The organism is Mycetocola sp. Y171, from assembly GCF_056713165.1.
In genome coordinates, this window is record NZ_JBWYGX010000002.1 from 815,767 (window position 1) to 837,025 (window position 21,259).

General features: G+C 66.1%; 21 protein-coding genes, 1 tRNA gene and 1 other RNA gene. 13 read left to right on the plus strand and 10 right to left on the minus strand.

The annotated features are described in order from the left end of the window. Nucleotides 1–2 precede the first annotated feature (2 nt). Nucleotides 3–78, plus strand: a tRNA-Val gene (locus AC1M2K_RS13605). 5 nt (nt 79–83) lie between these two features. Here AC1M2K_RS13605 and AC1M2K_RS13610 read toward each other — a convergent pair. The 4 genes from AC1M2K_RS13610 to AC1M2K_RS13625 are packed head-to-tail and all read right to left on the minus strand — an operon-like array spanning nt 84 to nt 3,766. Then, a complete protein-coding gene (locus AC1M2K_RS13610; protein WP_480241379.1) occupies nt 84–1,127 on the minus strand; it encodes a mannonate dehydratase in 1,044 nt (347 codons plus the stop codon). Next, nucleotides 1,124–1,945 (minus strand): SDR family NAD(P)-dependent oxidoreductase, encoded by an 822-nt coding sequence (locus tag AC1M2K_RS13615; RefSeq protein WP_480241380.1) that lies wholly within the window; start codon nt 1,943–1,945, stop codon nt 1,124–1,126. Before AC1M2K_RS13615 ends, AC1M2K_RS13610 begins: the two co-directional genes overlap by 4 nt. After that, entirely contained in the window at nt 1,938–2,900 is a 963-nt protein-coding gene (locus AC1M2K_RS13620; RefSeq protein ID WP_480241381.1) for an aldose epimerase family protein, read from the minus strand. The genes AC1M2K_RS13615 and AC1M2K_RS13620 overlap by 8 nt, the downstream gene beginning before the upstream one ends. Continuing rightward, complete coding sequence (locus tag AC1M2K_RS13625; protein ID WP_480241382.1) at nt 2,897–3,766, minus strand: SMP-30/gluconolactonase/LRE family protein; 870 nt, start codon at nt 3,764–3,766, stop codon at nt 2,897–2,899. The genes AC1M2K_RS13620 and AC1M2K_RS13625 overlap by 4 nt, the downstream gene beginning before the upstream one ends. Nucleotides 3,767–3,849: 83 nt before the next feature. Here AC1M2K_RS13625 and AC1M2K_RS13630 point away from each other — a divergent pair, with 83 nt between their 5' ends. Continuing rightward, the gene (locus AC1M2K_RS13630) at nt 3,850–4,584 is read left to right on the plus strand and encodes a GntR family transcriptional regulator (RefSeq protein WP_480241383.1); all 735 of its coding nucleotides are present in this window, start codon (nt 3,850–3,852) and stop codon (nt 4,582–4,584) included. A 9-nt stretch (nt 4,585–4,593) separates the two neighbouring features. On the opposite strand, the gene AC1M2K_RS13635 is transcribed toward AC1M2K_RS13630, so the two are convergent. Further along, entirely contained in the window at nt 4,594–5,625 is a 1,032-nt protein-coding gene (locus AC1M2K_RS13635; protein ID WP_480241384.1) for a manganese catalase family protein, read from the minus strand. Between the two features lie 171 nt (nt 5,626–5,796). Between AC1M2K_RS13635 and AC1M2K_RS13640 the strand changes: the two genes are divergently transcribed. The 6 genes from AC1M2K_RS13640 to kynU all read left to right on the plus strand — a co-directional run bounded on the left by AC1M2K_RS13640 (nt 5,797) and on the right by kynU (nt 10,561). After that, a complete protein-coding gene (locus AC1M2K_RS13640) occupies nt 5,797–6,162 on the plus strand; it encodes a hypothetical protein (RefSeq protein ID WP_480241385.1) in 366 nt (121 codons plus the stop codon). A 309-nt stretch (nt 6,163–6,471) separates the two neighbouring features. Beyond that, complete coding sequence (locus tag AC1M2K_RS13645) at nt 6,472–7,248, plus strand: aggregation-promoting factor C-terminal-like domain-containing protein (protein ID WP_480241386.1); 777 nt, start codon at nt 6,472–6,474, stop codon at nt 7,246–7,248. 32 nt (nt 7,249–7,280) lie between these two features. Beyond that, on the plus strand, nt 7,281–8,099 hold the full coding sequence (locus AC1M2K_RS13650) for a Nif3-like dinuclear metal center hexameric protein (RefSeq protein ID WP_480236610.1): 819 nt from the start codon (nt 7,281–7,283) through the stop codon (nt 8,097–8,099). Between the two features lie 40 nt (nt 8,100–8,139). Next, nucleotides 8,140–8,877 (plus strand): zinc ribbon domain-containing protein, encoded by a 738-nt coding sequence (locus AC1M2K_RS13655; protein ID WP_480241387.1) that lies wholly within the window; start codon nt 8,140–8,142, stop codon nt 8,875–8,877. Nucleotides 8,878–8,926: 49 nt separating this feature from the next. Next, nucleotides 8,927–9,290, plus strand: an RNA gene (gene rnpB / locus AC1M2K_RS13660) — RNase P RNA component class A. Nucleotides 9,291–9,304: 14 nt separating this feature from the next. Beyond that, on the plus strand, nt 9,305–10,561 hold the full coding sequence (gene kynU, locus AC1M2K_RS13665; protein WP_480241388.1) for a kynureninase: 1,257 nt from the start codon (nt 9,305–9,307) through the stop codon (nt 10,559–10,561). A 17-nt stretch (nt 10,562–10,578) separates the two neighbouring features. Here the strand turns inward: kynU and ppgK are convergent, their stop codons facing one another. Together ppgK and map are read right to left on the minus strand one after the other, a co-directional pair. Further along, nucleotides 10,579–11,343: a polyphosphate--glucose phosphotransferase gene (ppgK, locus tag AC1M2K_RS13670; RefSeq protein ID WP_480236607.1), complete on the minus strand. Its 765-nt coding sequence runs from the start codon at nt 11,341–11,343 to the stop codon at nt 10,579–10,581. Further along, the gene (map, locus tag AC1M2K_RS13675) at nt 11,340–12,224 is read right to left on the minus strand and encodes a type I methionyl aminopeptidase (protein WP_480241389.1); all 885 of its coding nucleotides are present in this window, start codon (nt 12,222–12,224) and stop codon (nt 11,340–11,342) included. Before map ends, ppgK begins: the two co-directional genes overlap by 4 nt. A gap of 36 nt (nt 12,225–12,260) precedes the next feature. Between map and AC1M2K_RS13680 the strand changes: the two genes are divergently transcribed. After that, nucleotides 12,261–12,449, plus strand: a complete 189-nt coding sequence (locus tag AC1M2K_RS13680) for an SPOR domain-containing protein (protein WP_480241390.1) — start codon at nt 12,261–12,263, stop codon at nt 12,447–12,449. A gap of 20 nt (nt 12,450–12,469) precedes the next feature. Here AC1M2K_RS13680 and panB read toward each other — a convergent pair whose 3' ends face one another. Next, nucleotides 12,470–13,300 (minus strand): 3-methyl-2-oxobutanoate hydroxymethyltransferase, encoded by an 831-nt coding sequence (gene panB, locus AC1M2K_RS13685; RefSeq protein WP_480236604.1) that lies wholly within the window; start codon nt 13,298–13,300, stop codon nt 12,470–12,472. A 113-nt stretch (nt 13,301–13,413) separates the two neighbouring features. Here panB and AC1M2K_RS13690 point away from each other — a divergent pair, with 113 nt between their 5' ends. The 3 genes from AC1M2K_RS13690 (at nt 13,414) to AC1M2K_RS13700 (ending at nt 18,172) form a co-directional block, all read left to right on the plus strand. Further along, nucleotides 13,414–14,769: a glutamine synthetase family protein gene (locus AC1M2K_RS13690; RefSeq protein WP_480236603.1), complete on the plus strand. Its 1,356-nt coding sequence runs from the start codon at nt 13,414–13,416 to the stop codon at nt 14,767–14,769. A gap of 10 nt (nt 14,770–14,779) precedes the next feature. Next, entirely contained in the window at nt 14,780–17,797 is a 3,018-nt protein-coding gene (locus AC1M2K_RS13695) for a bifunctional [glutamine synthetase] adenylyltransferase/[glutamine synthetase]-adenylyl-L-tyrosine phosphorylase (protein WP_480241391.1), read from the plus strand. A gap of 93 nt (nt 17,798–17,890) precedes the next feature. After that, a complete protein-coding gene (locus AC1M2K_RS13700) occupies nt 17,891–18,172 on the plus strand; it encodes a hypothetical protein (RefSeq protein ID WP_480241392.1) in 282 nt (93 codons plus the stop codon). Between the two features lie 176 nt (nt 18,173–18,348). On the opposite strand, the gene glnA is transcribed toward AC1M2K_RS13700, so the two are convergent. Then, entirely contained in the window at nt 18,349–19,773 is a 1,425-nt protein-coding gene (gene glnA, locus AC1M2K_RS13705) for a type I glutamate--ammonia ligase (RefSeq protein WP_480236600.1), read from the minus strand. A 139-nt stretch (nt 19,774–19,912) separates the two neighbouring features. Here glnA and AC1M2K_RS13710 point away from each other — a divergent pair, with 139 nt between their 5' ends. Beyond that, nucleotides 19,913–20,356 (plus strand): RDD family protein, encoded by a 444-nt coding sequence (locus AC1M2K_RS13710; protein WP_480241393.1) that lies wholly within the window; start codon nt 19,913–19,915, stop codon nt 20,354–20,356. Nucleotides 20,357–20,437: 81 nt separating this feature from the next. Here the strand turns inward: AC1M2K_RS13710 and AC1M2K_RS13715 are convergent, their stop codons facing one another. Then, entirely contained in the window at nt 20,438–21,148 is a 711-nt protein-coding gene (locus AC1M2K_RS13715; protein WP_480236598.1) for a DUF4191 domain-containing protein, read from the minus strand. Nucleotides 21,149–21,259: the final 111 nt, after the last annotated feature.

Genomic DNA, 21,259 nt, shown 5'->3' on the forward strand with positions numbered 1-21,259 from the left:
GAGGGCCTTTAGCTCAGCTGGTAGAGCGCCACGTTTACACCGTGGATGTCATCGGTTCGATCCCGGTAGGGCCCACCATCAATTCATCTCGCGGTATCGACCCGCGGCTTCCCGAAGACCGCATGTTCGAGTCCCCGGATGTAACCGATCGCGAACAGGCGCCCGAGGGTTCCGTACGCAGGACGGTCGTTCGGTTCGCCGGCCATCGTCGGCACGTGGTCGGGGCGCATGGGGCCGTCAAAGCCGATCGCCGCATATGCCCTCATGCATTCGGGGAGATCCGTCTGGCCTTCGTCGTGGAAGACCTCACGGAAGTCGTCCGGGGTCCCCACGACATCCCTGAAGTGAACAAAGGCGATCTGCCCCGCCCCTCCGAACTCGCGGATGAGTGTGGGGAGGTCTTCGCCCATCAGTGCGAAGTTGCCCTGGCAGAACGTGATCGCGTTCGACGATGACGGGCGCAGGGCCATGAGGCGGCGATACGCGTCGGAGGAGCCCATGATCCGCGGAACGTTCCTGCCCCAGGCGCGCGGAGGGTCGTCCGGATGCATCCCGAGCCGGACGCCTGCCTCTTCGGCAACGGGAACGACGGCATCGAGGAAGTAGGAGAGCCCCTCCCACAGTTGCTCGTGCGTCACCTCGCCGTCGGCAGCCAGAGGGGGGAGGAAATCGGCATCGGCGGCGCGGAAACCGGTCACCAGCGCGCCGCCCCTGCCCGGTTCAGCCGTTGCCGTCCGACCCCAGCTCGAGACCGCCATCCAGTTGTAACAGAGCGTCTCGATGCCCAACCGGCCCATCGCACGCAGTTGGGTGATGACCTGGTCGATCTGTTCGTCGCGTCCGGGGAGACCGAGCCTGACCTTGTCCATCGGCGCCGTGTCCTCGATGGCGATCACCCGGAGGCCGTGGTCGGCGAAGAGGGCGACATCTCGTGCGATCGCGGATTCGGTCCACGGGCCTTCGTCCGCGGCTGGTCCGACGTATCCGTCCTTGCCGACCGAGGCGAACATCCGCTGGTCCTGCTCACCGCCGTTGAGCGTGGCGACCACAGTGTCCACCCCGCACTGCTTCACGAGTTGCCAAAGGGGTTCCGGTCGGGGTGCGAGCATTTCGCTGAGCTGGATCATGAGGTCTTCCCGTCCGTTCCGGTGGTGATGGGGGCTGCCAGCCTGGCCAGTAGTCCTCCGTCGACGCGGATGTCTGCACCGGTCACGAAGGCGGCACGGGGGCCGCAGAGGAAGGAGATCACCTCGCCGATCTCCGACGCCGTCCCGATCCGGCCGAGCGGATGAGCCGTTCCCCAGTCGGCGAGGACCCGTTCGACGTCGTCTGGGCTGCCGTCGCTGTGGGACAGAGCCGAGGCCCTCAACATCGGAGTGTCGACAGACCCCGGGCTGACCGAATTGACCCGCACGCCCCATGCCGCCTCATCGACGGCCATCGCGCGGGCGAGCGAGAGCAGTGCGCCTTTGCTCGCCGTGTACGCGGCGACGGTGTTCTGGGTGGCTGTGCCTTGCACGGATGCGACGATGGCGACGCTCCCCGCCGGGCTCTTCCTGAGGTGAGGGAGCGCACTTCTCGCCGCAAGGAAGACCCCCGTGACGTTCACGGCGAAGACCTCGTTCCATTCGGCGAGCGTCGTGGTCGTCACGTCGCCGTACCGCTGGATCCCCGCGGATGTGACGAGGCTGTCGAGCCGGCCGAAACGGTCGATCGCAGTCGCGACCGCCCGATCGCTCGTCGCGGGGTCGTCGATCGGTCCGGCGACGGCGATGGCCGTACCCCCGGATGCGACGATCTCGGCGGCTGTGGTCTCGGCCTCCGTGAGTTCGTGGCCGTGGACGACAACTGCTGCGCCATGCGAAGCCAGTGAGATGGCGGCTCCGCGGCCGATGCCACGGGAGCCGCCGGTGACGAGCGCGACGCGGCCGGTGTGTTCACGCATTGATGCCTCCTGGTGGGTGATGGTCGAGGGTGATGGACATGCCGATCCGTCGTCGGCCTGACGCGGGGACGACGACAACACTGGACCGGTCGACGCCGCCGGTCGGCACACTGGCCGGTTCGATCGCGACGGCTCTTGCCCTGCGATACCACGGGAAGGTCGGCGTCGATTCGAGCTCCTGCCAGAGCCACGCGTACGGAAGGTGCTCGCCGTCCCATTCGACGCGCACAGACAACCCGATGTCGCGATTGGTGATCGACGCCCAGGGTTCGACGAAGTCCTCGAGCCACCCGAAAAGCTCGCGGCTCTCACCACGGGAGGGGATCTCCCTGAGGTCGATCTGCGTGCCGTCGAGGGCCGTCGCCATCGGCCAGGCGATCACCTGGCCTACGGCGAACAGGGGGTCGTGGGCGGGGTCGTTCACGAACATCCTGGCCCCGGTGTCGAGAACGCACTCTCCCTCCAGGAACGGTCCGCCGAAGGCGGGGTGCTGGACGTAGTCGACCCTGAGGTCGACCGGGCTGAGATTGATGAGCGTGTCTGTGACAGCGAGCCGCGGACCCTTGAGCGCGACGATCCGTTCGATCCGGAGCGGCACCGAGAACAGGTCGACGTGAAGGCGGACCGTGTCAGCGCCGGACGCATCCACGGTCCACGGCACGATGGAGGCCTCACCATGGAAGGTCACGGGTGCTCCGTGGACGATAGCGGGGTCGCCTGCGACCGGGCACAGCGTCTGCCAGCCGCCGCGGTAACCCTCGAGCCAGCCCGCGGTCGGGTTCGTGGTCGACGGTGCCTGCCCGGCTCGAATGGCGTCGGCGCGGTCCCGCCACGGAGTTCTGAACAGGACGTCGACTCCGGTCCGTTTATCGACGAGAGCGAGGATGTCCGCACCCCGCCCGGCATCGATGTCGACACGGATGTCGTCACTCACGAGTTCGATGGTCATGGTCACGCGGCGAACGGCATGACGGGGACGCCGTGGGTTCCACTCGCGAGAGCGAAGACGGAACCGGCGAGCGGCTGCATCGCCAGTTCGACCTCATCGAGGTCCGTCGAGGCCGATGTGATGTAGAGCGTTCCGTCCGGACCGAACGCGCAGCTCGATGGCTTCGCGACCGGAAGAGGTACGCGGCCGATCAGCTCGCCGTTGGGGGAGTAGCGGTGCACAGACGCCCCGCCCCAGATCGCCACCCAGATGCATCCGTCGATATCGACGGCGAGGCCGTCAGGGAGCCCTTCGTCGATCGTGCTGAGCGGGGTGAAGTCGCCGACGACCCCATCGTCTGGAGAGTAGGAAGCGGAGAGCAAGGTGTGACCAACGCTGTCGACCAGGTACATGGTCGTGTCGTCAGGGGACCAGCCGAGGCCGTTGGGGAGGGTGAAGCCGGTCGCCATGACCGTGCTCGGCGAGGTTCCGTCCCAGCGGTGAAGCGCTCCACCTGCCGGGGTGAAGTTCAGGTGGGTGCTCCCAGCCCAGAGCCGTCCGCGCGAATCACACGCGGCGTCGTTCATCCGCCTGTACGGCTCGGGCAAAGCGGCGTCGACCACCGACAGCTCCCCGTCGACGACGAAGCCGAATCCTTCGGCGATTGCGACCGCGAACCCGGGCTGCGATCGACGGGGGACCGCTGCCCCGAGGAGGGTGGCCAGTGTCCAGCGCCGGTGCCGTGCCGCAGCGAGATCTTCCTCGAAGAGCATCCCGGCGACCAGATCGACCCAGCACAGGCGGCCGCTGCGTTGGTCCCAGACCGGGCCCTCGCCGACCAGGGCGCGAGCGCGGACGACCAGGTCGGGTTCTGGGTAGACCGTCACCGTCATGCAATCTCCTTCGATCGATCGGCGTCTCGACCTTAGGTCGTGCCGCACTTGTATGCAAGTGCCGCGACTGGCACGATGGCTCCATGGCCCGAATGTCACCCATCGCCGACGGGAGCGCTGACGGTGCGTCCTCGAGCCCGGCGGAAGCGGCAGCTGTGCGGCCCGGGCGAGAACGGATGTCGGACCGCGTCCACGACGAGTTGTTCACAGCGATTCGCGACCTGCGGCTGCCGCCGGGCGCCCCGCTGTCCGAGACCGAACTGGCCGCCCAACTGGGTGTCAGCCGGACGCCGGTGCGCGACGCGATCGCGCGACTGGTCGAACAGCGCCTTGTCCGGGTGGTCCCGCAGGTCGGCACCCGGGTCTGCCTGATCGAGCCGCACGACGTCGCAGAAGCCGCGTTCATCCGAAGTGCGCTCGAGGGCGCGGCATTCAGCCGGGCATGCGAGGCCAATCGCGACGTCTCTGCGCTCCGCCGCATCCTGATGCAGCAGGAGGACGCGGTTTCGGCACGCGACGCGGAGGCGTTCTTCGTCGCGGACGAGGCGTTCCATCAGGAGCTCTTCCGTCTCTCCGGCTTCCCGGACGCGTGGAACGTTGTCAGGAGTTCGAAGGTCCAGGTCGACCGCATTCGCCGCTTGGTGCTCCCGCTCGCGATTCAGCGCCGGGACCTGATCGAGGAACACAAGGCGATCGCCGACCACCTCGAGGCCGGGTCGGTCGTGCCCGGCGTGGCACTCGTCACCCGCCACGCCGGACACGTTCTCGAACAGGAACCGTGGCTCCGGTCCGAGTACCCGGAGTACTTCGCGGCCTGAACGCCTGCGTTACTTCCTCGCCTTCTTGTCCCTCACCGTCGAGGCCTTCTTGTCGTTGGCGGTTGGCGCAGGAACGGCCGACGTTGCCGCGCCGCCCACCGGGCCGAACATCGCATCGACTTCGGCGAGCTCGAGGTCGGCAGTCGCCTGAATCAGCTTCAACAACTCAGGGTCGAGGCCCGGCGCGAACTCCTCAAAGCGCTCGGGCGCGATCGTCGACGGCACCCCGGTCGGTGCCTGCTCTGTGGCATCCAGCTCGGTTCCATCGTTAGACGGCGACATTCCCCTGAAGATCTTTCCCGCCTCCGACTGGCCGGCCAGGTCGAACGTGTACTGCTTGCTCTGCAGCCCGAGGTCGAGGAGCTTCTTCACTTCAGGAAATTGCTCGGCATTCGTCTTGGGGATCGGCAGAAGCGTGTTCCACTTCACCCCGAGGCTCTCCAGCGCCTTGGCGTACGCGTTCTCGTGGGCCTGGTCACGGACGATGAGGTACGAGATCGTCGAGCGGGCGGTCTTGTTGTCCGTCATCTCGTAGATCCGGCATTTCTGCAGGCGCCCCGTCGATTCCAGCATGAGGTTGTAGAGGAGGTCGAGGACGAGGTTCCCCGAGTTGTACACGTAGCTGCCGCTCCAGGGGTTCCCTGCCGCGTCAACGGGGAGTGCCCCCTGCGCGCCTACGAGGTAGTGGTGGATGTTGCTGTGGTCAAGCGCGATGCTCAGTGGCGTTGCGCCGCCGGCACCGGGTGTGTCCAGTGGGTCGGTCTTCTTGCCCTGATACCGCGGGGACCCGTCGAGCAGGCGCGAGATCGTCGTTCCGATGAGCTCGACATGGCTGATCTCCTCTGTGCCGATTCCCTGCATCAGGTCCCGGTAAGGCTTCGCCGCCGCCCCACGGAAATTCATGCTCTGGAACAGGTACTGCATCATCGTGCGCATCTCGCCGAACTGACCGCCGAGGCCCTCCTGCAGCGCGTTGGCCGCTGCCGGATCCGGCTCGTCCTGGGCGATTTCGGAAATCAGCTGTTGCACGTGGAAATACATGTGGTCCTCCCCTGTGGATCGGTGACCGACTGTCGCCGTGGTCGTACTCTGCGCCTCGTTGCGAAAGTTCGGGAGACGCTAGACCATCGACGGATGGCGCGACTAGACTCGGCGCCCGCTGCTGTCCGTGTCGAAGATGACGGATGCTTCGTCGCCTACGATGGGGACGACATGATCACTCGACGAGAAGCCGCCCTCCGCCTGGACATCCCTCTCGAAATGGCGGTGCGCCACGGGATCCCTACCCGACTCACCGACGGCGAGCTGACCGAACTCGACGAGAATCCACCGGCGTGGCTCGTGCAATCCCGTGCCAACCGCACGGGCAAGAAGAAAGTCTGGGTCCAGCTCACCTGCGACATCTGCGGCTTCTCCGAGGCGGCCAGGCCGAAGAAGTGGTGGCCGGAGTTCACCTACCTCAGTTGCGAGCACCACGGCTCAGACGAGCTGCCCGAACCCGCAGGGGGGCTGAGTCGCACCGAGATCGATGGCATCGGCAGTCGATTCATCGGGATCGTGGACGACTCCCCAGCTTGACCCTCGAACGAGGCACATACACGGTTTACACAGGACCAGTGGATGGGTCTCACAGAGTCGTGCTTGAGACTGGACGCTTCAGCCGCCTGCGCACACACCGAATTCTTTCGTGCAGGCGTGCAGCGAGCCAGCCAGAGCCGCTGTGACCCGACACCGCCCGTCACCCCATGTAGCCGTTGAGTTCGTGCAGGCACAGCCCGCGTTCTCACTCATGGTGAAGGCAGCTCCTGCCCTGTATTTTTCCGGAGCGCTTCACCGCGGCTCGGTTTCCGCCTGCGCTGAACTGCGGGGACACAAACCCGGAGACAGATGCTCAGATCAGCCCAGAAGCTCACCCGTACGACGAAAATCACCGCGGCGATCGCCGCAGCAGGCGTCCTTGCCGCCACCTTCTTCACCGTCCAGGTGAATGCCGCCCAGGCCGAGGCGCAGGCCAGACTTTCCGCCTCCGTCGCCGAGGTCACCGGCACCCTCGCCGAGAAGACCGACGCAATCACCGAGGCACACGCAGACCAGCTCGCCCAGGCGACCATCGCCGAAGCCAACGCCGTCGTCGCAGCCACAAAGGAAAAGGTCGACACGACGCCCCTGACGGCTTCCCTCGCCTCGCTGTCCGGATACCGCACCCTCGAGCCCGAGACTGTCGTCGTCCTCGCCTCGTATACGGATGCGAACGCAGACAAGATCACCGCCGCGGCAGCTGAAGCCGACCGCGCCGCAGCTGCACGCGCCGCAGCGAGGGCAGCGGCAGCGGCCGAAGCCATCCGCGTCGGCAACACCCCTGACGGTGCCCGTGCGACCGCCGCTTCCCTCGCCTCCTCTCGTTATGGCTGGGGCTCAGGTGAGTTCTCCTGCCTGAACCAGCTCTGGCAGAAGGAGTCCGGCTGGTCATACACGGCGTACAACGCCTCGAGCGGTGCCACCGGCATCCCGCAGGCCCTTCCTGGAAGCAAGATGGCGAGCGCAGGCTCGGACTGGAAGACCAACGCCGCAACGCAGATCTCCTGGGGTCTCGACTACATCGACCGTGCATACGGCAGCCCCTGCTCCGCGTGGTCGCACTCCGTCGCGATGAACTGGTACTGATCCAGCCGAGCGCTGCTCGCTAGGCTGAGTGGGTGCCTTACTCACTCGCCGAGGTCTGCTCGGCTGTCGAAAACCTGTGGCCGATCTCGGGCGCCGAAGGGTGGGACGCCTCCGGGCTGATCGCCGGTCACCCCGATGACCCCGTGTCGCGAGTCCTCCTCGCGGTCGACGCGGTGGATGGCGTGGTGCAGGAGGCACTCGGAACGGGGACGGACCTGCTGCTCGTGCACCACCCGCTGCTTCTTCGCGGGGTCACGAGCGTGGCAGCCGACCGGTACAAGGGGTCTGTCCTGACCGCGCTGATCCGGGGACGATGCGCGCTCCTCGCCGCTCACACCAACGCCGACGTCGTCGACGAGGGCACGTCAGGTGTCTTCGCGGAGCGGCTCGGTCTTCTCGACGTCCAGCCTCTCGTCCCCGGCGCGGACGGCGCTACGGGGATCGGGCGGGTCGGTGTCCTCGAGGACCCCATCACGCTAGGTCACCTGGCGCACCGCATCGCGCACCTGCTCCCGGCGACCGCCACAGGCATCCGCGTCGCCGGCGACTACGACAGGACCGTCCGCACCGTCGCGCTGTGTGGAGGGGCGGGGGACTCACTGCTCGCGGAGCCAGGCGTACTCTCATCCGACGTCTACATCACCAGCGATCTCAGGCACCACCCGGCCTCCGAGTCGATCGAGCAGTCCAGAATCGGAGGAGGGCCGGCTCTGATCGACGTCTCGCACTGGGCGAGCGAATGGCTCTGGCTCGACCGGGCAGCAGCCCAGTTGCGCGCACTACTGCCTGATCTCGACGTCGCCGTGAGCGACCTGCGTACCGACCCGTGGGATTTCGTCGTGACCCAGTAATCTTGCAGGACACCCGCAGCACCACTCAGAGAGAACCCACGTGAAATCCAGCCTCGCCGAGCAGAAGAAACTGCTCGAACTGCAGACCATCGATTCAGGGCTCGCCCGTGTCTCCCATCGCGAGCGGAGCCTGCCGGAGACTGTGGAGCACACCCAGGTGTCGGCGGAACGCACGGCGCTGAGCGGTCGCCTGGCCGCTGAACTCGGAACGCTCGAGGACGCGAGAACCGAACTCGGCCGGCTCGAATCGGATGCTGCAGTGGTCGACGCCCGTATCGCCCGCGACACCGACCGGGTCACGCACACGTCCTCGGTGAAGGATGTCACGGCGCTGGAGAGCGAACTCGACTCGCTGTACCGACGGAAGAACAATCTCGAGGACATGGAGCTCGTCGTGATGGAGCGGGTCGAGCAGGCGGAATCGCAGCTCGCCGCGACGCAGGGCGAAGACGACGACCTGCTGGAGAAGCTCAACGACATCAGTTCTCGCAGGACGGCCGCGCTCGACGCACTCTCGCAGGAGCGAGCTACGCTCAACGCCCAGCGCGGGCTGCTCGAGGACTCGGTCTCGCCGGACCTCCTGGCACTCTACGAGAAGCTCCGCACCCGCGGCGGCACCGGGGCGGCGCTGTTCCGTGCGGGGACCTGCGGGGCGTGCACGATCACCCTCACGGGCAACGAACTGCAGAAGATCCGTTCAGCGGAGATCGACGACGTCCTGCAGTGCCCTGAATGCTCGGCCATCATGGTGCGCACGGACGAATCCGGCCTCTGGTAGCTCTGCAGCGACGTCCCCGGCACCCGGGCCGGTAGGCTCGACGTGTGAATGGGTCGGCAAGACGGCCGCGTCGCCAGCAATGGCGCCGAGGAACGTCCGGGCTCCACAGAGCAGGGCGGTGGGTAACACCCACCCGGGGCAACCCGCGAGACAGTGCAACAGAAAACAAACCGCCGGGCGCGCGAGCGCCAGGTAAGGGTGAAACGGTGGTGTAAGAGACCACCAGCGGCCGGGGTGACCCGGCCGGCTCGGTAAACCTCGCCCGGAGCAAGGTCAGACAGAGGACTATGGGGCTGCTCGTCCCGTTCTCGGGTAGGCCGCTGGAAGGCTGCGGTAACGCAGTCTCGAGAGAGATGGTCGTCCAGGGCGCGCAAGCGCCTGAACAGAACCCGGCGTATCAGCCGGCCCATTCACACAGGGAGAGTCGATGCCGACGAGAACTCGGGACGAGTGCCTGACCGCCGATCGTCTGGACCCGCTCGCGATGTTCCGCGGGGAATTCCTCCTGCCCCCTGATGTCATCTACCTGGACGGCAACTCGCTCGGTCCACGACCGGTGGGAGCGCTCGAACGAGCCGGTGCGGTCATCGCCGACGACTGGGGGACAGGACTGATCCGCAGCTGGAACACCGCGGACTGGTTCACGATGCCTGCACGACTCGGAGACAAGGTTTCCCGACTGATCGGCGGCGGAGACGGCGAGGCCGTCGTCACAGACACGACGTCGCTGAACCTGTTCAAGGCGCTTTCAGCGGCCATCGGCATCCAGGAGCAGCTCGATCCGTCGCGGCGGGTGATCCTCTCCGAGCGGGACAACTTCCCGACCGACCTGTACATCGCTGAAGGGCTCATCGAGTTCATCGATCGGGGTTACGAGCTCAGGCTGATCGATAGTCCGGCGGACCTCGGCGCCGGGCTGGGTGCTGACGTTGCAGTCGTGATGCTCTCGCACGTGAATTATCGGACGGGCGCGATGTTCGACCTGACAGGTTGCACGGCCGCGATTCAGGCGGCCGGCGCGCTGGTGATCTGGGACCTCGCCCACTCGGCAGGCGCCGTCCCCGTCGACCTCACCGGCGCCGGCGCCGATTTCGCGGTCGGCTGCACCTACAAGTACCTCAACGGTGGCCCGGGATCCCCGGCTTTCATCTGGGTGAATCAACGACACCACGACACATTCCGCCAGCCGCTCTCCGGCTGGTGGGGCCACGCCAGGCCGTTCGCCATGGAACCGTCGTACGAGCCGGCCGGCGGAATCCAGCGGTTCCTCTGCGGCACCCAGCCCGTCGTGTCGCTTGCGCTCGTGGAAAGCGGGCTCGACATCGCGCTCACGGCCGATCCTGCCGCCGTGCGACACAAATCGCTCGAGCTGAGCGAGCTGTTCATCGCCCTAGTCGAAGAGCGATGTGCGCGTCATCCACTGACGCTCATCACACCGCGGGACCCGGCTCACCGGGGAAGCCATGTCAGTTTCCGTCACCCGGACGGCTTCGCGGTGATGCAGGCGCTGATCGCCCGCGGGGTGATCGGGGACTACCGCGAACCCGAGGTGCTGCGCTTCGGCATCACGCCGCTGTACCTGGGCTACACGGACGTCTGGGATGCCGTTGAAACTCTGCGCGACATCCTCGATTCCGGCGCGTGGGACGCGCCGGAGTTCCACAGCCGGTCGATCGTCACCTAGGCGATCGGCGCCAGGCGTCAGCTCAGCGGCGGGATGGTGCGCACGGCGAGTGCGGCGGCGCCGAGGATGCCCGCGTTGTTGCGGTGCATCGCCGGGACGATCGGCGCGTTCAGCTTGAGGAGCGGCAGGAAGTGCTCGTGCTGTTTCGAGATGCCTCCGCCGACGATGAACAGGTCGGGGGAGAGGTACACCTCGAGAGCGGAGTAGAACTTCTGGAGTCGCTTCGCCCAGTCTGCCCAGGACAGGTCGTCGCGTTCGCGGGCGGCATTCGACGCCTTCGTCTCGATGTCGTGGCCGTCGACCTCGAGGTGGCCGAACTCGGCGTTCGGCACGAGCACGCCGTTGTGGAGAATCGCGGTACCGATCCCTGTGCCGAGTGTCGTCATGATCGCGACACCGTCCACGCCACGGGCGGCACCGAACGCGGCCTCGGCGTAGCCGGCCGCGTCAGCGTCGTTGGCGAACGTGATGTCGCGGCCGAGCGCGTCTTCGAAGAGCTTCTCGGCGTGCAGCCCGATCCACTTCTTCGAGATGTTCGCGGCAGAGAGCGTGATCCCGTGTTTGACGACGGCTGGGAAACACACGCCGACGGGAGCATCTGGGTCGTGCACTTGCAACTGCCTGACCAGGTCGACCGTCGTCGCGAGGATGCCGTCAGGGGTTCCCCCCTTCGGTGTCGGGAGCTTGATCCGGTCGGTCAGCAGGGTCCCGGTCGCCAGATCGACGACGGCTCCTTTGATCCCCGTGCCGCCGATATCGATTCCTACGGCTGTTCCGTTCATGCTGTCACCTTAGGCGACGGGAGTGTGAGGACGTCCGCGCCGCGCTCGGTGACGACGAGGGTGTGCTCGAACTGGGCCGTGATGCTCTTGTCCTTCGTGGTGACCGTCCAGTCGTCGGCCCACATGTCCCATTCATGGGTGCCCAGGGTGAGCATCGGCTCGATGGTGAACACCATGCCGACCTCCATGACGGTGTCGTACTGGGGTGCCGAGTCGTAGTGCGGGATGATGAGGCCGGAGTGGAACGCCTCACCGACTCCGTGGCCGGTGAAATCGCGAACGACGCCGTAGCCGAATCGCTTCGCGTACGACTCGATGGCGCGTCCGATCACGTTGACCTGGCGTCCGGGGGCGACGGCTTTGATTCCCCGTCGAAGCGACTCTTCGGTGCGTTCGACCAGAAGCCCCACGTCGTCGGACGGGGTGCCTGCGATGAACGTTCTGTTGCTGTCGCCGTGCACACCGCCGATGAACGCGGTGATGTCGATGTTGACGATGTCGCCGTCATCGAGGACGGTGTCGTCGGGGATGCCGTGGCAGATGACCTCGTTGACGGAACTGCAGATGGACTTGGGGTAGCCGCGGTAGCCGAGGGTGGACGGGTATGCACCGTTCTCGATGAGGAAGCGGTGACCGATCTCGTCCAGCTCGTCTGTGGTGACACCCGGCCTGACGTTCTCGCCCACGAGGGCGATGGCATCCGCCGCGATTCTTCCGGCACGGCGGATACGTTCGACGGCCTCTGCGGAGTACACGTCAGAGCCCTGGAACGGGCTCGGTCCTGCCTTGCCGACGTACTCGGGGCGGGGGATGCCCGGGGGGACGTTTCGCTGAGCGGATCGCGCACCGGGAATCAGATGGCCGTTTCGGTCCTTGGGCATAGGATCAAGCTTAGCCACCCAGCGAAGGGCAGTTTCATGAGCGAAGATCCGTCGAAGCAGTACTGGTACAACCTGAAGACCGGTGTGGTCGAGCACGGCTACGAGTCGCCGTCCGTCGATCGCGCAGGCCCGTTCGCCTCGGCCGAGGAAGCCGCGCACGCACCGGAACGCCTGCGCGAGCGCAGCGCCGCATGGGCGGCGGAGGAAGCCTCGGAAGACAAGTAGCCTCCCCGGCCCTTGCCGCTCTAGCTGTAGCTGTGTTCCTCACCGGGGTACACGCCATCGGCGACCTCAGTGCGGAAGCTCGTCACGGCATCCGTGAGCGCACCGCGCAGGTCCGCATATTTCTTCACGAACGAGGGGATGCGACCGGTCGTGAGGCCGGCGAAGTCCGTCCAGACCAGGAGCTGGCCTGAGACGTCAGGACCGGCGCCGACACCGATGGTGGGGATGTCCAGTTCGGCTGTCACTCGCGCGGCAGCTTCTGCAGGCACCATTTCCAGGACGACGGCGAACGCACCGGCATCCTGCACCGCACGCGCGTCGCGGAGGAGCTGTTCCAGGGCAGGGCCGCGTCCCTGGATGATGTGGCCGCCGAGTCCGTGTTCGCTCTGCGGGGTGAAGCCGATGTGACCCATCACCGGGATGCCTGCCGACACGATCCGCCGGATCTGCTCGTGGCTTCGTTCACCGCCCTCGAGCTTCACCGCCTGGCTGCCCGTCTCCTTCATGAACCGGAATGCGGTCTTCAGGGCATCCTCCGGGCCATTCTCGTACGAGCCGAACGGCATGTCCGCGATCACGAGGGCGCGTTTGGCTGCGCCGGCGACCGCCCTGGTCAGCGGGATGAGTTCGTCGACGGTGATCGGCAGCGTCGTCTCGAAACCGAGCACGTTGTTGCCGGCGGAATCGCCGACGAGAAGGAAGTCGATCCCTGCTTCGTCGAAGATTCGCGCAGTGAGCATGTCGTAGCTGGTCAGGCCGGTGATCTTGATGCCCTGCTCCTTCGCCCGCTGGAAGTGGCGGGTGCGGACACGGGCGGGACTGGACGCTGCGGGCTTCGATGGCTCAGACATTGCGCCAGTCTATCGAGGCTTGCCGGTGCGGTCGTCGGCACGGGTGCCCACGCGGGGAGCGCGAAACGGATAGCCTAAGAATGCAGACGCCGACGGACTTTCGAGGGGATCAGATGGATAAGCAACGCGACTTCGTTCTTCGCACGATCGAGGAGCGGGGAGTGAAGTTCGTCCGGCTCTGGTTCACCGATGTCGTCGGCACTCTCAAGTCCGTTGCGATCGCCCCTGCAGAGGTCGAGGGAGCGTTCGCCGAAGGACTCGGTTTCGACGGCTCAGCCATCGAAGGGCTCAGTCGCTCGTACGAGTCCGACCTGCTCGCCGTCCCCGATCCGACGACCTTCCAGTTGCTGCCGTGGCGTGGTGAGATCGATCCGACCGCACGGATGTTCTGCGACATCACCACCCCCGACGGACTCCCGGCACTCTCCGACCCGCGCAACGTGCTCAAGCGCACCCTCGAGAAGGCCGCAGACCGGGGCTTCACGTTCTACACTCACCCCGAGATCGAGTTCTACCTGCTCAAGTCTGCGCAGATCGGTCCCGAGGGACCCATCCCCGTCGACTCGGCCGGCTATTTCGACAACGTCCCCGGCGGAACCGCCCACGATTTTCGCCGTCGTTCGGTGCGGATGCTCGAAGACCTCGGCATCTCGGTCGAGTTCAGCCATCACGAAGCCGGTCCGGGCCAGAACGAGATCGACCTCAGGTACGCCGACGCGCTGACCACCGCCGACAACATCATGACCTTCCGTACCGTCATCAAGGAGGTGGCGATCGAGCAGGGCGTTTACGCGACCTTCATGCCAAAGCCCCTCTCGGACAAGCCCGGCTCAGGCATGCACACGCACATGTCACTCTTCGAGGGCGACTCGAACGCGTTCTACGAAGCCGGCGCGCAGTACCAGCTGTCCAAGATCGGCCGTCAGTTCATCGCCGGTCTGCTCCAGCACGCCCCCGAGATCACCGCGGTCACCAACCAGTTCGTGAACTCGTACAAGCGCCTCTGGGGAACCGTCGGCAACAACGGCCTGGCCGAGGCTCCGAGCTTCGTCACCTGGGGCCACAACAACCGCTCCGCACTCGTTCGCGTGCCGCTGTACAAGCCCAACAAGGGCGGAAGCGCCCGTGTGGAGTACCGCGCCATCGACTCCGCCGCCAACCCGTACCTCGCATACTCGCTGCTGCTCGCGGCAGGGCTCAAGGGAATCGAAGAGGGCTACGAGCTGCCGCCGGAAGCCGAAGACAACGTGTGGAGCCTCAGCGACTCAGAGCGCCGCGCCCTCGGGTACTCTGCGCTCCCCGCCAGCCTCGACCACGCCATCCAGCTGATGGAGGAGTCCGAACTCGTTGCGGAGACGCTCGGCGAGCAGGTCTTCAACTACGTCCTGCTCAACAAGAGGCAGGAATGGCAGGAGTACCGGGCCCAGGTCACGCCGTTCGAGCTCTCGAAGAACATCGAGATCCTCTAGAACGACCAGGATGCGACGGGACCAGGCCACTCTCACCGAACTCGCCCGACTCGGTTTCGCGGCGCTGAGCAGCGTCCGATCCCAGCTGGACGAGCTGTTCGACACGGTGCCACTCGAGGTCGACGACATGCTGCCCGCCTTCGCCCGGGCGGCCGACCCTGACCAGGCCCTCAGGAGCCTGCTGGGGCTGGCCCGTTCTCACCCTGACACCGTCGTGGCCGTGCTCGGCGAGGACACGCAGCGTGTGCCGCTGGTCCGCCTCCTCGGTGCGTCCCTCGGTCTCGCCGATTTCTTCCACCGCCACCCGGAGGAGCTCCTCGCCTTCACGGCGTGGGAAGGCGGGCTGCCGACGAGGGACGAACTCGTCACAGACCTGCTCGAGGCCGTCGGCGCCGTCGACGGATTCGCCGACTGCGTCGACGACGAGGGACACACCAGGCTCAGGGTCAGATACCGGCGCTGGCTGGCAAGGATCGCCGCCCATGACCTCGCCGCCGCCGACCCGCGCGACGTGTTCGATGCCGTCGCCGTCGCCCTGTCAGATGCCGCAGCAGCGGCCCTCGAGGCATCCATCGCCGTCGCCAGAACCCAGGTCACGACCGGAGGGTCCGGCCCGGCACAGTTCGACGCCGACGAGGTCAGGCGCACGCGATTCGCCGTCATCGGGATGGGCAAGGCAGGGGCAGGGGAGCTCAACTACGTCAGCGACGTCGACGTCATCTTCGTGGCGGAGGGTGACGACGAGCACGGGCTCAGCAACGCCAGGGCTGTCGACATCGCCACCCGGCTCGCCATGCTCAGCATGCGGGGCATCAGCCAGCCGGACATCGAGCCGGAGCTGTGGGAGGTCGACCCCAACCTGCGGCCGGAGGGCAAGCAGGGAGCCCTCGTCCGGACCCTGGAGTCCCATCTGGCGTATTACGACCGCTGGGCCAAGAGCTGGGAATTCCAGGCGCTGCTCAAGGCGAGGGCATTCGCCGGTGACATCGACCTCGGCACCCGGTACGTCGATGCCGTGTCTCCGCTGGTCTGGTCCAGCGCCGGACGCGAAAACTTCGTCGAATCCGTCCAGCGGATGCGTGAACGGGTCACCGAGAACATCCCGTCGGGTGAGGTGCACTTTCAGCTCAAGCTCGGGCCAGGCGGACTCCGCGACGTCGAATTCACTGTGCAGCTGCTCCAGCTCGTCCACGGCTCAGCGGACGAAGCGGTCCGCGAACGGGGAACCATCGCCGCACTCGACGCACTGTCCAGCCGCGGCTACATCGGCAGGGAGGAGTCGGCCGAGTTCGCCGGTGACTATCGGCTTCTCCGCGTGCTCGAGCACCGCCTGCAGCTCACCCGGCTTCGCCGTACCCACCTCATGCCGCAGGACCCGGACGCCCTCCGCGTCCTGGCGCGCGCCTCGACGTTCGCCCCGAACGGCGAAGCCCTCGTCGCGCTGTGGGAGAAGACCAAACACGAAGTGCGCGGCCTGCACGAGCGTCTCTTCTACCGACCACTGCTCTCCGCTGTCGCCTCGCTCCCTGAGGAAGAGGTCCTGCTCAGCCCCGAACAGGCCGGCGCCAGGCTCGCTGCCATCGGCTTCCGCGACCCGCATGGAGCCCTCACCCACATCGCCGCTCTGACCGCAGGCGTGTCACGTCGCGCCACGATCCAGCGGAACCTGCTCCCGGTGATGCTGCGCTGGCTGGCGGACGGCGCAGATCCCGACTACGGCCTGCTCGCGTTCCGGCGGCTCAGCGAATCGCTCGGCGGGACCCACTGGTTCCTCCGGATGCTCCGTGACTCGTCCGGCGTGGCAGAGAAACTCACCAGGGTACTGAGCGGATCCCGTTTCATCGGCGAGCTCCTCGACCAGATCCCTGAGGCCGCAGCGTGGCTCGAGCACGACAGCGAGCTCCGGCCCCGCCCGCTCGACGCGCTCACCGAGGAGATCTCCGCCATCCTCCGACGGCACGACACGGATGCTCCTGCGGGTAAAGCGATCAGACGCCTGCGTCGGCGCGAGATCCTCCGGCTGGCACTCGGCTCGGTGACAGGCACCCTCGGCCTGACTGACCTGGCCCAGGGCCTCACAGATGTCACGACCGCGACGATCGACGGCCTTCTGCGGACGGTGCGTCGGGCGGAAGGCCTCGGCGAGGATTGCCTGGAGTTCGCGGTGATCGGGATGGGCCGCTATGGCGGTGCCGAGCTCGGCTTCGGCTCGGACGCCGACGTCATGTACGTGTACCGCACCACGGCACTCCCGAACGAGCAGACGCACCTCGCAGCGAACCGGATCATTTCGGAGCTCAACCGGCTGAGCGAGGACCACAGGCTGCCGCTCGATCTCGACGTCGGGCTCAGACCGGAGGGCAAGAACGGCCCTGTCGCCCGCTCCCTGGACTCCTACCGCGCGTACTACTCGCGCTGGTCCCTCACCTGGGAGGCCCAGGCGCTGCTTCGGGCGCGTGGCGTCGCCGGGGACCGCTCACTCTGGACCGATTTCGAGGCGCTGGCAGATGACATCCGGTACCCGGCTGAGATCAGCGAGAACGCCGTCCGCGAAGTGAAGCGGATCAAGGCCAGGGTGGAGAACGAACGCCTGCCGCAGGGCGCTGACCCGTCGAGGCACGTCAAACTCGGCCGCGGGTCACTGAGCGATGTGGAATGGTTCGTGCAGTTGCTTCAGCTCCAGCACGGATCGGCGATCCCCGGGCTGCGGACGACGAGCACGCTCGGCGCACTCGGGGTAGCCGTGGAAGACGGACTCGTAGACACGGATACGGCCGAGCGGCTGCGTGCCGCGTGGATCTTCGCGTCCCGCCTGCGCTCGGCCATGACGCTGTGGCTCAACAAGACCACTGACGTCCTTCCCAGTGACCGCATGCAGCTCGACGGGATCGCGAGGGTGCTCGAGTACCCGCCCGGCTCGGCCGCACAGCTCGAACAGGACTACCTCCAGGTCACCCGACGGGCGCGGAGTGTCTTCGAGAAGCAGTTCTACGGCACCCAGGCGAGACCTGATCCCACCCCGCGCTGACGACAGGAGTCGTGTCGCACGGCGGCGACGGAAGGTGGAGCACCGCCCGCCGCTTCTCCTGCCCGCGCCGGCCCGGCAGGTAAACTCTCAGGCATGTCCCGCGAACTCTCACTGGCCGACACCGTCACCTGGCTGGTGATCTCCGCCACGACCCTGGTCATCTTCGTACCGACAGCCCTCTCCACGGCCGCCTCGACGACCGACTGGACGACGACATTCATCGATGGTGGCGAGGTGGTTCTTCCGACATGGTTCACGTTCGGCATGAATTGTGCGCTGGTGCTCGCCGCCGCGGTCCTCGCCCTCGCGACGGCAGGACTTGTCGTTCGTCGCCTTCGAAGGCGTGCCGGGCCGGAAGCCGATCCTGCGAGCTGATGTCCAGCGCATCAGCCTGACTCTCAACAGGTAAATAGAACGTCCCCCGCTCCGAAAGGATGGCGGGGGACGTTCTGTGTTGCGTGCTGGAACGCTGGTCGGGGATCTAGCGGACTATGTGCGGGCAGTCGCCCGGGACGAGTCCACAGAGTCCCCGGTCAGATGGATCCTCGTGATCAGACGCCGTAGTACAGCTCGAACTCGAACGGGTGCGGACGCTGAGCCAGGGGCTTGATCTCGTGCTCGCGCTTGAAGTCGATCCAGGTCTCGATCAGCTCACGCGTGAACACGTTGCCCTGCAGCAGGAACTCGTGGTCGGCCTCGAGCGCCTGGAGGGCACCCTCGAGCGACGACGGAACCTGGGGGATGCTCTTGGCTTCCTCGGGGGGAAGCTCGTAGAGGTCCTTGTCGACGGGCTCGTGCGGCTCGATGCGGTTCTTGATTCCGTCGAGGCCGGCCATGAGCTGGGCGGCGAAGGCCAGGTACGGGTTGCCCGATGCGTCAGGCGCGCGGAACTCGATGCGCTTGGCCTTCGGGTTCGTGCCCGTGATCGGGATTCGGATCGACGCCGAACGGTTGCCCGCCGAGTAGACCAGGTTCACCGGAGCTTCGAAGCCGGGGACGAGACGGTGGTAGCTGTTGACGGTCGGGTTCGTGAACGCGAGCACAGCCGGGGCGTGCTTGAGCAGTCCACCGATGTACCAGCGCGCGACGTCGGAAAGTCCGCCGTAACCGGCCTCGTCGTAGAACAACGGTGTGCTGCCGTTCCAGAGCGACTGGTGCGTGTGCATGCCCGAACCGTTGTCGCCGAACAGCGGCTTCGGCATGAACGTCGCCGTCTTGCCCCACTGGTGCGCCGTGTTCTTGACGATGTACTTGAACTTGAGGATGTCGTCAGCGGAGTGCACCATCGTGTCGAAGCGGTAGTTGATCTCACCCTGGCCGGCGGTGCCGACCTCATGGTGGCTACGCTCGAGGATCAGGCCGGCATCGATGAGCTTGAGGCAGATGTCGTCGCGGAGGTCGGCGTGCTGGTCGACAGGGCTGACCGGGAAGTAGCCGCCCTTGTATGGCGTCTTGTTGGCGAGGTTTCCGCCTTCTTCTTCCTTGCCAGAGTTCCAGGCGCCCTCGCTGGAGTCGACGGAATACGAGCTCGAGTGCTGGTTGATCTCGTAACGGACGTCGTCGAAGATGTAGAACTCGGCCTCTGGAGCGAAGTAGGCGGTGTCGGCGATGCCGGTGGAGGCGAGGTACTTCTCAGCCTTCTTGGCGACCTGACGCGGGTCCTTCGCGTAGATCTCGCCATTACGCGGGTTGTAGATGTCGAAGAGGATGATGAGGGTGCGCTCGACGCGGAACGGGTCGAGGTAAGCCGTGGTGACATCCGGAATCAGCTGCATGTCCGACTCATGAATGTTGGCGAAGCCCCGGATCGACGAGCCGTCGAACAGCTGGCCGACGGTGAAGAATTCTTCGTCGACGGTCGCTGCCGGGATGTTGAAGTGCTGCTGTACACCGGGCAGATCGGTGAATCGGATGTCGACGAACTTGACGTCGGTGTCCTTGATGAACTTAAGCACCTCGGATGAATCGCTGAACATATGGATAGCTCCAAAAGGGTTGGTACCGAGAGAAGGATGCGACATGCAACCTCTAGAGAGGGTATTGACAGGGGATTACCCCGCGGTCACACCCATGTTTCTGGCATGTTACACGTGTTGCTCCGCGTAAGATTTGAGTGTGACGAGCGAACCGAAGCCCAACCCCCGTTTCGGCGACCTCGCGCCCAGCCGATACCCGGGGGAACGCCTCGGCCTTCCGGAGCACGGACCGCGCAGTGTCGGCCGGGCCGGGCGCCGTATTGCCGCTCTCGCCATCGACTGGGCGTCAGCCCTGCTCATCGTGGCGACGTTCTTCCCCAGCGCGAACACCGTCGGCAACGGCTGGGCGAACTTGTTCGTCTTCGCTGTGCTGCAGATCCTCTTTCTCATCACCACGGGAGCGAGCGTCGGCCACCGCATCCTGGGCATGAGGGTCGTACCGCTCACAGGAGGGTACGTCGGCCTCTGGCGACCCGCCGTCAGGACTCTGCTCCTCATCCTCATCTTGCCCGCCCTGATCTGGGACTCGGACCAGCGCGGGTTCCACGACAAGATCGCAGGAACGGTACTCGTCAGGGCCTGAGCTCAGCGGTATCCGTCTCAGTGAAAACGGAAAACCCGCCTGGACAGTGTCGTACAGGCGGGTTTTCTGTGTCGCGGAGTGCTACCGCGCGCGCTGGGGGCGGACCTTGAACGGGTCGACACCCTTCGGGATCGGCAGGGACCCGGCGCTGAGCGACGCCAGCCGGTTCACGACCGCGAGCACCTCGGGCTTGGTCAGCGTGTTCTTGACCTTGCGGAACGACTTGGTCAACTTGTACAGGGGCACCGAGTCTTCGTCTGGTCCGACGAAGAAGACGGTGACGGGCACGTTGGGGACGACACGGTTGATCTTGCGCTTCTCGTCTTCGACGAGGCGACTCGAGCGGGAGCGTGGCCCCTCGCCGACGAGCACGACACCGCCGCGACCCACGGCACGGTAGACAGCGTCCTGGGTCTTCGCATTGGCGTTGACAGGCATCTCGCTGCCCTGCCAGCCGCGGGGGAGCGAACTCCGGAAGACGGCGCCGACAGCTCCCGGTTGACCGGCGATCTGCCCATATGCGGCCCGTTCGGCCCTGCGTCCGAGGATGATCATGGCCACGAGGACACCGGCGAGAACACCCGCGATGATCCAGAGGACGAGACCGAAGACGTTGCCGCCAGAGAGGATCAGCGCCGCGGCGACACCGACGGCGATGGGACCGAGGAATCCGAGGAGCATCCACCACACGACGCTCTTGTCGTAGCGGCGGGTCATCTGGAAGACCTGCCCCATCTGCTTCAAACGGCCTGGTTCCTTCGCCGCCTTGACGGGTTTTTCTTTGCGTGCCATGTGAATAAGGATACCGGCAATGTGGATGCCCGTCGGCGCCTGTCGCCGACCAACGCGAGGGCTCCTGTCCCTCACAACTCCGTCACCCGAGCGGGTGCCTCCACCACCGGA